The sequence below is a fragment of the Neorhizobium sp. PAMB6716 genome (assembly GCF_058242805.1).
On record NZ_CM177835.1, the window covers coordinates 2,149,216 to 2,162,060 of the forward strand.

At 60.5% G+C, this 12,845-nt stretch carries 11 protein-coding genes; 4 read left to right on the forward strand and 7 right to left on the reverse strand.

All coding sequences use genetic code 11. The features are described 5' to 3' along the window. Positions 1-52: 52 nt before the first annotated feature. A complete protein-coding gene (locus AC4CWH_RS10565) occupies positions 53-442 on the reverse strand; it encodes a hypothetical protein (RefSeq protein WP_491281986.1) in 390 nt (129 codons plus the stop codon). Positions 443-586: 144 nt separating this feature from the next. On the opposite strand from AC4CWH_RS10565, the gene recO reads away from it, so the two are divergent. Then, the gene (gene recO, locus AC4CWH_RS10570) at positions 587-1,339 is read left to right on the forward strand and encodes a DNA repair protein RecO (protein ID WP_491318701.1); all 753 of its coding nucleotides are present in this window, start codon (positions 587-589) and stop codon (positions 1,337-1,339) included. A 3-nt stretch (positions 1,340-1,342) separates the two neighbouring features. Here recO and AC4CWH_RS10575 read toward each other — a convergent pair whose 3' ends face one another. Both AC4CWH_RS10575 and AC4CWH_RS10580 read right to left on the reverse strand, forming a co-directional pair. Continuing rightward, the gene (locus tag AC4CWH_RS10575) at positions 1,343-2,563 is read right to left on the reverse strand and encodes an MFS transporter (RefSeq protein WP_491281988.1); all 1,221 of its coding nucleotides are present in this window, start codon (positions 2,561-2,563) and stop codon (positions 1,343-1,345) included. A gap of 113 nt (positions 2,564-2,676) precedes the next feature. Beyond that, entirely contained in the window at positions 2,677-3,648 is a 972-nt protein-coding gene (locus AC4CWH_RS10580) for a flagellin N-terminal helical domain-containing protein (RefSeq protein ID WP_491281989.1), read from the reverse strand. Between the two features lie 436 nt (positions 3,649-4,084). Here AC4CWH_RS10580 and AC4CWH_RS10585 point away from each other — a divergent pair, with 436 nt between their 5' ends. Continuing rightward, positions 4,085-4,372, forward strand: coding sequence for a hypothetical protein (locus AC4CWH_RS10585; protein WP_491318702.1), 288 nt, complete (start codon positions 4,085-4,087; stop codon positions 4,370-4,372). A gap of 87 nt (positions 4,373-4,459) precedes the next feature. On the opposite strand, the gene smpB is transcribed toward AC4CWH_RS10585, so the two are convergent. Then, positions 4,460-4,936 (reverse strand): SsrA-binding protein SmpB, encoded by a 477-nt coding sequence (gene smpB, locus AC4CWH_RS10590; protein ID WP_491281991.1) that lies wholly within the window; start codon positions 4,934-4,936, stop codon positions 4,460-4,462. Positions 4,937-5,075: 139 nt separating this feature from the next. Further along, the gene (gene dapA, locus AC4CWH_RS10595; RefSeq protein WP_491318703.1) at positions 5,076-5,960 is read right to left on the reverse strand and encodes a 4-hydroxy-tetrahydrodipicolinate synthase; all 885 of its coding nucleotides are present in this window, start codon (positions 5,958-5,960) and stop codon (positions 5,076-5,078) included. Positions 5,961-6,177: 217 nt separating this feature from the next. Here dapA and AC4CWH_RS10600 point away from each other — a divergent pair, with 217 nt between their 5' ends. Together AC4CWH_RS10600 and AC4CWH_RS10605 are read left to right on the forward strand one after the other, a co-directional pair. Beyond that, entirely contained in the window at positions 6,178-8,247 is a 2,070-nt protein-coding gene (locus AC4CWH_RS10600; RefSeq protein WP_491318704.1) for a lytic transglycosylase domain-containing protein, read from the forward strand. 94 nt (positions 8,248-8,341) lie between these two features. Then, positions 8,342-9,214 (forward strand): alpha/beta fold hydrolase, encoded by an 873-nt coding sequence (locus tag AC4CWH_RS10605; RefSeq protein ID WP_491318705.1) that lies wholly within the window; start codon positions 8,342-8,344, stop codon positions 9,212-9,214. Between the two features lie 122 nt (positions 9,215-9,336). Here the strand turns inward: AC4CWH_RS10605 and AC4CWH_RS10610 are convergent, their stop codons facing one another. Both AC4CWH_RS10610 and AC4CWH_RS10615 read right to left on the reverse strand, forming a co-directional pair. Next, positions 9,337-10,404, reverse strand: a complete 1,068-nt coding sequence (locus AC4CWH_RS10610) for a porin (protein ID WP_491318706.1) — start codon at positions 10,402-10,404, stop codon at positions 9,337-9,339. A 1,066-nt stretch (positions 10,405-11,470) separates the two neighbouring features. Beyond that, the gene (locus AC4CWH_RS10615) at positions 11,471-12,487 is read right to left on the reverse strand and encodes a porin (protein WP_491281996.1); all 1,017 of its coding nucleotides are present in this window, start codon (positions 12,485-12,487) and stop codon (positions 11,471-11,473) included. Positions 12,488-12,845 lie beyond the last annotated feature (358 nt).

Genomic DNA, 12,845 nt, shown 5'->3' on the forward strand with positions numbered 1-12,845 from the left:
GTCAGGCGACCCTCACGTCATCCGATCCTTGAAGGGGCCCTGTGGCCCCTTCTCACTTCTGGCGATCCATCAGCGCCTTGACTTCGAGATAACGACGGCGCTGTTCCGGTTCCTGTTCCGTTGCCGAATAACAGGTGTTGGAAATGCAGAAGCGCGTCAGGCCGAACGGCGCTTCGGCCTTGTTGAACTCGCACTCGATCTGATTGGTGAAATCGACCGGCTGCGGATTGTCGCGCGTGGCATAGGTCAGCCGCGCGCCGGGCGGATCAAGCTCCGGGAAGGACTGCACGATACCGGTCGTCAGCTTCGGCGAAAGAAGGAAGTTTTTTGCCACGTTGACGCAGGCCTGCTCCAGGGCCGGCGATTGGGCGGAAGCCGGCGGCGCTGCAACAACGATCGTCGGGATAGCGAAAAGAAAGATGGCGGCAGCGGCGTGGCGCATGGGAACTCCCTCATTTGTTTCGCGCCAGCAACCCCCAAACCCGGCAGTTTGTTCCATTGGCGAAGAAGCAAGCGGATAAATCGGTTCATCAGCGCGTTTTGATGCGCTAACATGCGGATAAACTGACAGGAATTTGGCCAGAGCATGCAATGGCAGGACGAAGGCATCATCATCGGCGTTCGCCGTCACGGGGAAACCAGCGTGGTGGCGGAACTGATGACGCGTGCCCGCGGCAGGCATATGGGGCTGGTGCGCGGCGGGCGCTCACGCAGCATGCAGCCGGTGCTGCAACCGGGCAACCGGGTGGAGGCTGTGTGGCGGGCGCGGCTCGATGAGCATCTCGGCGATTACAAGCTGGAACCGGTCAACCTGCGTGCCGCCCGGCTGATGGAAAGCGCCACCGCGCTTTACGGCGTGCAGGCCATGGGCTCGCTCCTGCGGCTTCTGCCGGAGCGCGATCCGCATCCGCATCTGTTCGAGGCGCTCGATATCATCCTCGACCACATGGACGATCCGGCAGGGGCTGGAGAACTGTTCGTGCGCTTCGAGCTTGCGGTACTGAACGATCTCGGCTTCGGGCTGGACCTTGCCGAATGTGCGGCGACGGGGACGCTGGAGGATCTGGTCTACGTATCCCCGAAGAGCGGGCGGGCGGTCAGCCGTGCGGCCGGCGCGCCCTATGCGGATAGGCTTCTGGCTCTGCCGGCGTTTCTGGGCCCCCAGTCAAACCGCGGCGTCGATCCGCAGAGCCTGGCGGCTGCGTTCCGCCTTAGCGGTTTTTTTCTCAACCGCCACGTCTACGAGCCGCGCGGCATCACCGAAAACGCCGCCCGCGATGGCTTTGTGCAGGCGGCGCTGAAGGCGCTTTCGCGCCTTTCCACCGGGCCACAGGACTGAGGTTTAAACCGCAGGTGCCAGCGGCCGGTCCACCGGACGCTCGCGGATCGGCCAGTGAACCACGGCGGCAAACAAACCGAGCACCACGCCAAGCCACCAGACGGCATCATAGGAGCCAAAACGGTCATAGAGAAAACCGCCCATCCACACGCCCAGAAACGAGCCGATCTGGTGCGACAGGAACACCATGCCGCCGAGGAGGCCAAGATGGCGCGTGCCGAACATGATGGCGACCAGCGCATTGGTGGGCGGGACGGTGGAAAGCCACAACAGACCCATGACGATGGCAAAGATGATGACCGATAGTGGCGACTGCGGCAGGAGCAGGAAGGCCGTGACGGCAATCGAGCGGCCGATATAGATCAGCGCCAGAAAATACGGTTTCGAATAACGCTGGCCGATCACACCGGCGGCCAGTGAACCGATGATGTTGAAAAAGCCGATACAGGCCATGGCGATCACCGCATAACGGGCATCGATGCCGATATCGCCGAGATAGGCCGGAAAATGCGCGGTGATGAAAGCCACCTGGAAACCGCAGACGAAAAAGCCGCTGACCAGAAGCAGAAAACTCTGGTGGGCAAAGGCTTCCTTCAGCGCCCCCGCCACGCTCTGTTCGAACTGCGCCTTGCTCTGCGTGCCCGATGAGGCATTGCCGCGCAGCGGAAAGGCCAAGAGCGGCACGGCAAGCATCATCACACCCATGATGACAAGACTGTCCGACCAGCCGTAGGTGCTGATCAGCGTCTGGCTGATCGGCGCAAACAGGAACATGCCGGCAGATCCCGCCGCCGTGCCGATGCCAAAAGCCATGGAGCGCTGCTGCGGGGTAACGTTGCGGGCAAAGGCCGACAGGATGACACTGAACGAGCCGGCGCCGATGGCGGTGCCGACCAGCACGCCACCACCAATATGCAGCCAGAGCGGTGCTGCCGCATGCGCCATGACGAGAAGGCCGAGCGCATAAAGCACGCCGGAGGCAACCAGAACACGACCGGTGCCGTATTTATCCGCCATCGCCCCGAAGAACGGCTGGCTGAGGCCCCAAAACAGGTTCTGGAAGGCCATGGCAAGGCCGAAGGTGGATCGATCCCAGCCCTTGTCCGCCAGCATCGGCAGCTGGAAGAAGCCCATGGCCGAGCGTGGTCCAAAGATGAGCAGCACGATCAGCGATCCGCTGGCAATGATCAGCCAGGGCAGTCCCGGCGCGGTTTTCTCGGACATCAAGGTGCTCCCCCATTTAAATTGACAATAACGAAGCAAATGGAGAAGCCAAGCGCGTTTTGGTGAGGACACCTATCAGGCAAATTGATGCTGCGCCAAAAAGTGGCCTGCCTTTAATTGAACAGCGACAGAATGTTTTGCGGCTGCGTGTTGGCAATCGACAGGGCTTGGATGGCAAGCTGCTGCTGTGTCGTCAGCGCCTTCAGGCGCGTTGCTTCCTCATCCATCTCGGCATCGATCAGCGTGCCGATGCCACCCTTCATCCAGTCGCGCAGCTTGGACGTATAATCGAGCTGCAGCGCCACGCGCGATTGAACCGAACCGATATTGGCGCCGGCGTCCGCCATCATCTGCAACATCTCCTCGACCACGGTGATCATGTCATCCAGTTCATCACTGGTGGTCTCCCGGGTCAGCGCGATCTCGACACCTGATGTGCTGTTACTCTGGTTGACGACCAGCACATAATTGGCACTTGCTCCGGAATCGATGGCAAACTGGGTGTTGGTAAAGATGCCGGCGCCGCCATTGGTGCTGGTGGAACGGTTGTCGACAAGCGAAGTGATGGTGCCATCACTGGCCACCAGATCGAACTCGATCATGTCCATGAACACGCTGCGGTCGAGGTCGCGGTAAAACGAGGCAGCCACCTTGGCCGTGGTGTCAGACCCGTCATTGAGCTTCAGCCAGTTGACGCCGTTGAAGCTTGCCGCATCGGTGATGGAGACAAGTTGCTGTTTCAGCTGGTCGATTTCCTTGTCGACCTTTTCCTTGTCGACGCCGGGTTCGCGCGCGGCAATCAGCTTGGACTTGATTTCATCCACCACGTCGATGGAGGCACTCAAGCCCGCATAGGCGGTGTCTGCGGTGGCAGCGCCAAGGTTCATCGCATCCTGGACAGCGGCCAACGCCTTGTCATCGGATTTCATCGTGGCGGCAATAGACCAGTAAGCGGCATTTTCCGAGGACTGGCCGATGCGTACGCCGCTCGCCATACGCCCTTGGGTCGTCTCCAGGGCACGATTGATATCGCGCAGGGTGGCAAGCGCGGCCATGGCACCCGTGTTGGTGATAATACTCGTCATACTACGCTCTACTCGACACTAAACGCGAACGGACAGGCGGCGCCGGCATGAAAACATGGTTACCGGTTTCGTAAATTCCTGATGTCCAAATTTATGCCTTGCTAACCTTAATGGCCATTTAAGGCGCGGCTATAATTATGATGACCGGCGCAAACGGACACGCAACGCGCACCGTGCGCGGCGTCGTGGCGAGCGTCGCGCTGCGCCACGGACGGCGCAACTCGGCGCCCGCGGCGGCGGAATGCCGCGCCCGCTGCGATCAGTTGTCGTGATGCATGATATTCAAAACATTCACTGGACGAATGGCTTTGTCTGCGACAGTTTGCCGCCTGTCGCAGAGGCGACACCCCGGAAACCCCCAACCCATCACCGTTGCCCGCTGCCCGACCGGCAGAGCGGGAACACTATTTCGTGCCTCATCGACAAGGAGTGAGCCATGCGCACGATCGACCAGACCGTTGAAATCTCCGCCGTTACCGAAACGATGCCGGCAAGCCGCATCCTTCGCCTGTTCGGCCTTTCCGGCTTCCTCTCGATCGTTCGCCGTCGCGCCGCCCGCAATTCCACCGTGGCGCTGGATGATCATCAGTTGCGCGATATCGGCCTCATCGGCGGGCACAACGAGCCCTATGACGGACGCGGCCGCGCCGCCCGGCAGGATGAACTGCTGCGCGAGGCACATCGGGCAGCAGCGATGATGGCCATGGGCTTCAGCGGCCGCTGAACGAACGGCCGGCCGCACATCATGAAAAAGCCGTGGAGCCAAAATGCTCCACGGCTTTGAAAAAATCGCAGTGACGCGGCAAAATCCTCAGCCGGTTTTCAATAGCCGGCTCTTCTGCCGGTTCCAGTCGCGTTCCTTCTCGGTCTCGCGCTTGTCATGCAGCTTCTTGCCCTTGGCGAGCGCCAGTTCGAGCTTGGCGCGGCCCTTTTCGTTGAAATAGATCTTGAGCGGGACCAGCGTCATGCCCTCGCGGTTGATGCCGACACGCAGCCGGTTGATCTCGCGCTTGTTGAGCAGAAGCTTGCGCCGGCGGCGCGGCTCGTGGTTGAAGCGGTTCGCCTGCAGATATTCCGGAAGATGCGAGTTGATCAGCCAGATTTCCTGGCCCTCGTCGGACGCATAGGATTCGGCGATATTCGCCTTGCCTTCGCGCAGCGACTTCACCTCCGTGCCGGTCAGCATGATGCCCGCCTCGTAGGTATCGATGATCTCGTAGTTGAAGCGCGCCTTGCGGTTTTCCGCAACGATCTTGTTTACGACGCGCTGGCTGCCCCTGGGTGCCATGGAAGCTGGTCCGATCCGTCAAAAGTCTCAAAAAATTCGGCCGGCAAATGGCCGGGCTGTCACACTAATGTAGTGTGCCGCTGGCCAGATGGAAAGCCGGCAGCGCAAAACTGCCGGCGTATTCGTATTAAGGCGGCTGTCAGTTCAGCAGGCCGGCATGGCGCAGCGCCTGATCGATGGCCGCTTCCGTCGAGGCTTCAAGGCTCGACATCAGCGGCGAGCGAACGGTGCGGTTCAGCCCCCGAATACGCGACAGGGCATATTTTGCCCCGCAGACGCCGGGCTCCATGAAGATTGCCTTGTGTAGCGGCATCAGACGATCCTGATAATCGAGCGCTTTGGCGTAATCGCCCGCAAGCGTTGCCTGCTGGAATTCGGCGCAAAGCCGCGGCGCGACATTGGCCGAGACGGAAATACAGCCGACACCACCATGGGCGTTGAAGCCAAGCGCCGTTGCATCCTCGCCAGACAGCTGCACGAAGGACGGTCCGCAGGTCATACGCTGCTCGGAGACACGCTCGATCTTTCCGGTCGCATCCTTGACACCGATGATATTCGGATAGGCCTTGACCAGCGCCCCCATCGTCTCCGGCGTCATGTCGATGACCGAACGGCCCGGAATATTGTAGATGATGATCGGCAGCGACACAGCCTCGGCGATCGCCGAATAATGCGCGATCAGCCCCTTCTGCGTCGGCTTGTTGTAATAGGGGGTGACGACCAGCAGGCCATCGGCGCCGGCCTGTTCGGCGTGCTGGGCAAGCTCGATTGCCTCGCGCGTGTTGTTGGAGCCGGCGCCGGCAACGACCGGCACGCGCTTTGCCGCAACCTCGATGCACAGCTCGATGACACGCTTGTGCTCGTCATGGGACAAGGTTGGCGATTCGCCTGTTGTGCCGACCGGCACCAGGCCGGTGCTGCCTTCGGTGATCTGCCACTCGACGTGAGCGGCAAAAGCATCCTCGTCCACCGCCCCCGAATCGGTGAAAGGCGTGACAAGCGCGGGCATGGACCCCTTGAACATGCAATAACTCCCGAACGGCCGATCTTCATGCTTCGGCCGTATTGTCTGATAATGTGGCGGGCACCATAGTGCGGCCAATAGGTTGAAACAAGCAGGGTCTTTTCGGTTTCGCACCGGATCGTGATCAAGAAATCCGGTCACGACCGCCGTTCGGTAAGCCTCTGTTAATCATCACGTCAACTAATAGGATAGAAGAGTTCGTGCCGCAGGTTGAGGGATGAGAAAGTCGGTTCTGTTAAGCGGCCTGGGGCTTTCGCTTTGCGCGGGAAGCCTGTGGGCAGCCCCCGTGCCGGACGGCCCCGTGCCGCTTCCGCTCTCGCGCCCGGCACCGCTGGAACGCGTTTCCGTGCCGGAATATACCGGCTCCATTCCGCCTCGCCCCACCTCCCCCACAGAACCGACACTGCCGACCACACAGCTGAAGGCGGGGCTGGATTTCCTGTCGAGCAACGACGCAACCGATGCGCTGGCCGTGCGCGACCAGCTTGCGCCAGGGTCGCTCGACCGCCACCTCTTAACCTGGGCCATCGTCACCTCCGGCCTGCGCGACGTGCCCTCGCACGAAATTGCCTTGGCCGGTAGCGAGCTGCAGGGCTGGCCGGGCCTTGGCCGGTTGCGCGGCAATTTCGAACGGGCGCTTTTCCGGGAAAATCCGGCGCCATCAGAGGTGCTGGCAGCCTTTGGTCGCAGCGCACCGGAAACGCCGCAGGGCGCGATCATTCTTGCCCGTGCGCTGGTTGCCTCCGGAAGGACACCACAGGCGGGCGCCATTCTGCGACCGTTCTGGATCGGCACTGCGCTCGACAAGGATCTGGAGGACCGCCTCCTGCAGGAATTCGGCGGGCTCCTTACCGTAGCCGATCACCGGGCGCGGATGGATTATCTGATGTATCGCGGCCGCACCGCGCAAGCGAAGCGATTCGCCGAGCTTGGCCATGCGCAGCCGCTCCATACGGCCTGGAGTGCCGTTTCAGCCAAGGCCAGAAATGCCGGCGCGCTTCTCGATGCGGCTGGCTCTGCCTTTGCAAGAGACCCGGCCTATCTGTTTGTCCGCGTCGAATATCTGCGCCAGCAGGATCGTTATCCCGAGGCGGCAGCCCTAATGGAGCGGGCACCGCGCGACCGGTCGCAACAGGTAAATGCCACCGAATGGTGGAATGAACGGCGCATCATTGCGCGCGGCCTTGCCGACAAAGGTGATTTTCGCGAAGCCTATCGCATCACGGCCAGCCATGACGCCAAGAGCACGGTCGATATCGTCGACGCGGAATTTCATGCCGGATGGTATGCCCTGCGGGGGCTCAACGATCCGGCAACGGCTGCAAAACATTTCGAGCGGATCCTTGCCGCTTCCTCGCGGCCGCTTTCAGCCTCGCGCGCGCTCTACTGGCTTGGCCGCGCCGCAGATCAGGGTGGCCCGGGCCAAGCGGCGGAGTTTTACGCAAAGGCTGCCGGCTATCCGGCAACCTTCTATGGCCAGCTGGCCGCCGCCCGGCTGAAGACCAAGACAATCAATGTCTCCTATCCCGCCCCGACACCGAGCGACCGGCGGACCTTTGATGCCCGCGAGGCCGTGCGCGCCATTGACCGGTTGGATGCCGCCGGCCACAACGAGCGCGCAGACGCCCTCTACCGGGCGCTTGCAGACCAGCTGACGAGCCCGGGCGAACTGGCAATCCTGGCCGCCCGCGCCGAGCGCAACCTCAACCATGCGCTGTCGCTGCAGATCGGCAAATCGGCTTTCAACCGCGGGATCGATGTCGCAGCGCTGGCCTTTCCGGTCGGCGTCATTCCCGCCAGCGCCCATATCGAGGGGTCCGGCAAGGCGCTTGCCTATGCTATCGCGCGCCAGGAGAGCGCCTTTAACCCGGCAGCCATTTCGTCTGCCGATGCGCGCGGCCTGCTGCAGATCCTGCCGGGCACGGCAAAGGGTGTTGCAACCCGCCACGGCATGACATTTACGCCGGCACGGCTCACTTCCGACCCCGGCTACAACGCCACTCTCGGCGCACACTATCTCGGCGAGCAGATCGACAGCTTTGGCGGTTCCTATATCCTCACCTTCATAGCCTATAATGCAGGTCCGCGCCGGGTGCCGGAATGGATCGAGCGTTACGGCGACCCGCGCGGCAAATCGCTGGACGACGTCGTCGACTGGATCGAGCGCATCCCCTTTCCGGAAACCCGCAACTATGTGCAGCGGGTGATGGAAAACTATCAGGTGTATAAGACGCGCCTTGGCCAGAGCGCCGATATCGAGGACGACCTGCGATTCGGCAGGCGCTGACAGGCGACGTTCCAGAAGACGCTTTGCGCATTTCTGCCTGCCCTTCCCCGCGGTGATCGGCTACCCTGTCGAGGCAACCGGAGGGCAGCGCATCATGGAATGGCTTCAGCAATTTGCAACGGCAGGCGACGGCATCAGGCTCGGCTACCGGATCTATGAACCCGCCGATCCATCAACAGCGCATCCCGTCGTGTGCCTGCCGGGCCTCACCCGGAATGCGCGGGATTTTCATGAGATTGCCGGACTGATCGCCCATGACACCGCAAAACCCCGGCGGGTCATCGCGATTGATTATCGCGGGCGCGGCACTTCAGAGCGGGCAAATGACAAGGCGAGCTACACGCCGGGTCAGGAAGCGTTGGACCTGCTGATGGTGCTGGATGTCTGCGGTATCGACCGGGCCACCTTCATCGGCACGTCTCGGGGCGGGCTCATCCTGCATGTGCTGGCGGATCTCGCCCCGCAAAAAATGTCCGCCGTCATCTTCAACGATATCGGGCCGGACCTTGCCATCGAGGGCCTGCGGCAGATCCAGGATTATCTGCGCGCGCCGGATATGCCAGCCACGTGGCCGCAGGCGGTGGCGACGCTGAAACAGGTGCATGGCCCCGCCTTCCCGCTACTCTCGGACGACGACTGGACGGCTTTTGCACGGGCGATCTACCGGGAAAGCGACGGGCGGCTGGCTGCCGATTGCGATCCCGCCATCGGACAAGCCTTTGCCGCACTGGATCTGTCCCAACCCCTGCCGTCGCTCTGGACACAGTTCGATCAGTTCCCGCAGGGGCCGATGATGGTCATCCGGGGAGAAAACTCAAAGCTCCTGACATCGCAGACGGTGGAGCGCATGCGGGAAAAGCGCCCGGCACTCTTGTGCGTGACCGCCAAGGGTCAGGGGCATGCGCCGCTGTTGCATCTGGACGGATTGCCCCGGCAGATCCTCGACTTTCTGCGCGACGCCGACTGATCCATTCCAGGTGATATCCACGCACAGCCCAAATAACCCGTTCCATATCGAAAAACCCGCCCTTGTGAGGCGGGTTTCAAATTTTCAGACACTGAAGGCATCAAGCCTCCCTGAGGTTAACCTCAGAAACCGCGCTGCAGACGGAAGAAGCCGGTCCAGCTGTCGCCACCGCCGTTAGCCGACGAACCATCGATGTCCTGATAGTTTGCAGCGATCTTGGTGGTGAGGTTTTCAGCCAGCTTGTAGTCCAGGGTCACGCCAGCGCGCCATGCATCACGGCTGCCGGTGAAGTCGCCCGAGGAGTTGACGTCAACCGTGCCGAAATACTGGAAGCCGGGGGTGATGCTGAGCTTGTCGTTGACGGCAAGAGCGTATTCAGCAGCAACCGTCCACTCGGATTCTTCGTAGTAAGCGTTTGCGCCGCTGGCCCATACGCCGGCGATGCTTGCAGTGCCGGGGCCGATCTTGGCCGAAGCGATACCGCGCACAGCGCCGTTTTCAGCGTCGGTGTCGTAAGAGCCGATAACGTTTGCCGTAACCGGGCCCATGGCGAAGCCGATGGTGCCGCTTACGCCGACGTTGTTGTCGGATTCAGCAGCGTAGAAGCTTGTGATGCCGAGGTTATTGCCGCTACCAGCCAGCTGGCCTTCGAGTTCTTCAGCAGCGATACCAGCGTAGAAAGCGCCTGCCGTGTAGGTGTAACGGACGGCATTGTACTGGGTCGTGTGCGACGACAGGACATCGGTTTCGCCCGAGAGATCGTCATCCCACCAGCTGTAGAAGTAACCGACCTTCAGGCCGCCAACTTCGATGAAGGCCTGGTCGACGTTTACACCACGAGCGCCGGAAGCCGAGCTGTCAGCATTGCCGCGCAGGCCGATGAAGCCGCGCACAGCGCCCAATTCGGTGTCCGAACGTGTGTCGAGGTCGAGCTGAGCGCGAGTGAAGCTGTCCCAGTCAGACGAACCGGACAGAGCGCGGCCGAAGTCGGTTTCGAAACGAACGTAGCCGCCGATCTTGAGGCAGGTTTCCGAGCCCGGGATGTAGAAGAAGCCGGCGCCGAAAGCGTCGCAGACACGGACATATTCCATGGGCTCAGGTTCAGCAGCCACGATGGCATCAGCGGCGTAGGAGGCGGAGCCGAAAGACAGTGCGGCAACCGAGCTCAGGACGACAGCTCTAAAGTTCATGATTTTTCCTCGGGACGTTGTTTAGAAGACATCAGGTAACGAACCGTCGCCTGAATTGCTGTTATCTAACCACCGATCGCCGGACGGGGAAAATTAAAAATGTCACGAAAAGGGCAGCGGCGTGGTCGCTGGATCGCATGTGTTGCGCATTCGTGACAGGCCAAGGTCTTGCCGCTCCTTTTTTAGGCAGAACGACCCATTGCCGCGCAGAAACGGGACACAATCCCGCCTAACCCGTTAAAATTTATCAATATATTGTTCACCTTTCGGCGACTGTGCGGATCAGCCGTTCATCAATACCGGACGCATTTTGTCATTTTTGTCAGGAATTCCGGGGAACCCGACTCAGACTGCCGGACAATGTTGGTTATGATTCTCGGACAGAGAGCATTGCGTTTCGAGTCGCAGACCAAGCCCGCCGTATTTTTGGACAGCCGAGCAAATTTGGGGACGTCAGCCGATCGACCGCGGCAGCGGTCGGGGATGCCATCATCAATGCCGTTAAACAGACCGGCTCGATGCGGGGGCGTGTCCGCACGCCACCGACGATGTGATCGCCCGAGTCTTCCGCACTCTGTGAAATCCGTGCACTCCGGTAACAATTAGCCAAATCTTCTGGCCAATCGTCAAAGCAAGCAAGCGTGGAGAAATGCTCTCCGGAGCGGTCGTTCCAGCGTCCAGCGTTCCGAGGATCGATTCGCTGCAGCACCTGCATTTCTGTGGACCTTGATTGGCATCCGACTCGGCACATCCCGGACAATCTTCGGGTATTCCGCTCAATGGCCAAAAAGGCGCAAGGGGGTGGCGGGTGCGGCGTAACCTCTCCAGCACGGCAAGAAGGTGTCAGGCGACGGCATGACAAAGCCATATCCCGCCTTCCGGTTCCATCGGCCTGCGCCAGACCGCCGCATTTTGCCGGGATTCATCGGGAGCCATGAAAGGCCTTACACGAGCCCCGCACATATCCCCGCCAGCCATACCGCTGCCGGCGGCCGCTCTTAGCGACTACCAAACGCAAAAAGCCCGGCTAAGAGCCGGGCTTTCCGTCAATCCGATTTAAATCAGATCAGAATGCGCGCTGCAGGCGCAGGTAACCAGACCACGTCTCGTCAGCATTGTCCGGATCGTAGTACTGAACCGAAGCCTTTGCCGAGAAGTTGGTTGCCAGCTGGTAGTCAACCGTGAGACCAGCCTTCCAAGCATTTGCATCGCCGAAACCAGCAGTGTTGCTGGTCTTCAGACCGTCGAAGTACTGAACCGCCGGGGTGAGCTTGAGCTTGTCGGTAACCTTGACAGCGTATTCGCCAACAACAGTCCACTCGGAGTTATCGTAGTAAGCGTTAACGCCGCTGGCCCATACGCCAGCAAGACCGAGCGTGCCCGGGCCGAGGTCAGCGGTCGCGATCAGGCGAACTGCGCCTTCGCTCTGGTCCGTGTCGTAGCCACCGAGGAGAGCGAGCTTGGCCGGGCCAACTGCACCACCGATGATGGCTTCGATACCGACGTTGTTGTCGGTTTCGCCGTTGCCGCGCGAGAAGCCTTCCAGTTCGTCAACAGCTGCACCAGCGTAGAATGCGCCAGCGGTGTAGGTGTAACGAATGGAGTTCTGATGCGCTGCATCCGTAGCAAGAACGTCGGTTTCGCCAGAGAGACCATCGTCCCACCAGGTGTAGAAGTAACCGACCTTCAGGCCACCAACTTCGATGAAGGCCTGGTCGACGTTGACGCCACGAGCGCCGGATGCCGAAGAGTCAGCATCGCCACGCAGACCGATGAAGCCACGCAGTGCGCCGAATTCCGTGTCCGAACGAGTATCGAGCTCGAGCTGAGCGCGAGTGAACGAATCCCAGTCAGACGAACCCGAAGAGTCCTTGCCGATGTTCGTCTGGAAACGAACGTAACCACCGATCTTGAGGCAGGTTTCAGAACCCGGGATGTAGAAGAAGCCGGCGCCGAAAGCGTCGCAAACGCGAACGTATTCCATGGGCTCCGGCTCAGCAGCGACGATTGCGTCAGCGGCCTGTGCGCCAGATACTGCAGCGAGAGCTGCAGCGGAGCCGAGAAGAAGGCTCTTGATGTTCATATTGACCTCCAGTCAAAGTTTCGTAAGGGTCTGGGTTTTTTGGCTGAAGGACAGCATTCCCTGCCCCATCCCCGTCGGTTCTTTAGAAGACAACGATCCACCGCCGCTTCTGATTGTGAACATACAAGAGAGGGTCGTTCATGCAATCGTGAACTGGAGCGGTTTCGATCTGGCACAGGCGCTTAGGAAACCCCTGTTGCGAAAAGGACACAAAAGTATGAGGCGGAGCTAACGGAAATTTACTTTTGATTAAGAAAGCCCTTAAGCCACAGGATCTTACGCAGATGGCGCGTCAGCCTATGCTTTGCCTACAATCAGTGCTTGAAGTTTAGATAAGCGCGATGATCAAGAAGAACAT

Coding starts and splice junctions, on each gene's coding strand:
- recO (WP_491318701.1), top strand. CDS start 587: ATGCAATGGCAGGACGAAGGCATCATCATCGGCGTTCGCCGTCACGGG.
- AC4CWH_RS10565 (WP_491281986.1), bottom strand. CDS start 442: ATGCGCCACGCCGCTGCCGCCATCTTTCTTTTCGCTATCCCGACGATC.
- AC4CWH_RS10615 (WP_491281996.1), bottom strand. CDS start 12,487: ATGAACATCAAGAGCCTTCTTCTCGGCTCCGCTGCAGCTCTCGCTGCA.
- AC4CWH_RS10600 (WP_491318704.1), top strand. CDS start 6,178: ATGAGAAAGTCGGTTCTGTTAAGCGGCCTGGGGCTTTCGCTTTGCGCG.
- AC4CWH_RS10575 (WP_491281988.1), bottom strand. CDS start 2,563: ATGTCCGAGAAAACCGCGCCGGGACTGCCCTGGCTGATCATTGCCAGC.
- AC4CWH_RS10585 (WP_491318702.1), top strand. CDS start 4,085: ATGCGCACGATCGACCAGACCGTTGAAATCTCCGCCGTTACCGAAACG.
- dapA (WP_491318703.1), bottom strand. CDS start 5,960: ATGTTCAAGGGGTCCATGCCCGCGCTTGTCACGCCTTTCACCGATTCG.
- AC4CWH_RS10605 (WP_491318705.1), top strand. CDS start 8,342: ATGGAATGGCTTCAGCAATTTGCAACGGCAGGCGACGGCATCAGGCTC.
- AC4CWH_RS10610 (WP_491318706.1), bottom strand. CDS start 10,404: ATGAACTTTAGAGCTGTCGTCCTGAGCTCGGTTGCCGCACTGTCTTTC.
- smpB (WP_491281991.1), bottom strand. CDS start 4,936: ATGGCACCCAGGGGCAGCCAGCGCGTCGTAAACAAGATCGTTGCGGAA.
- AC4CWH_RS10580 (WP_491281989.1), bottom strand. CDS start 3,648: ATGACGAGTATTATCACCAACACGGGTGCCATGGCCGCGCTTGCCACC.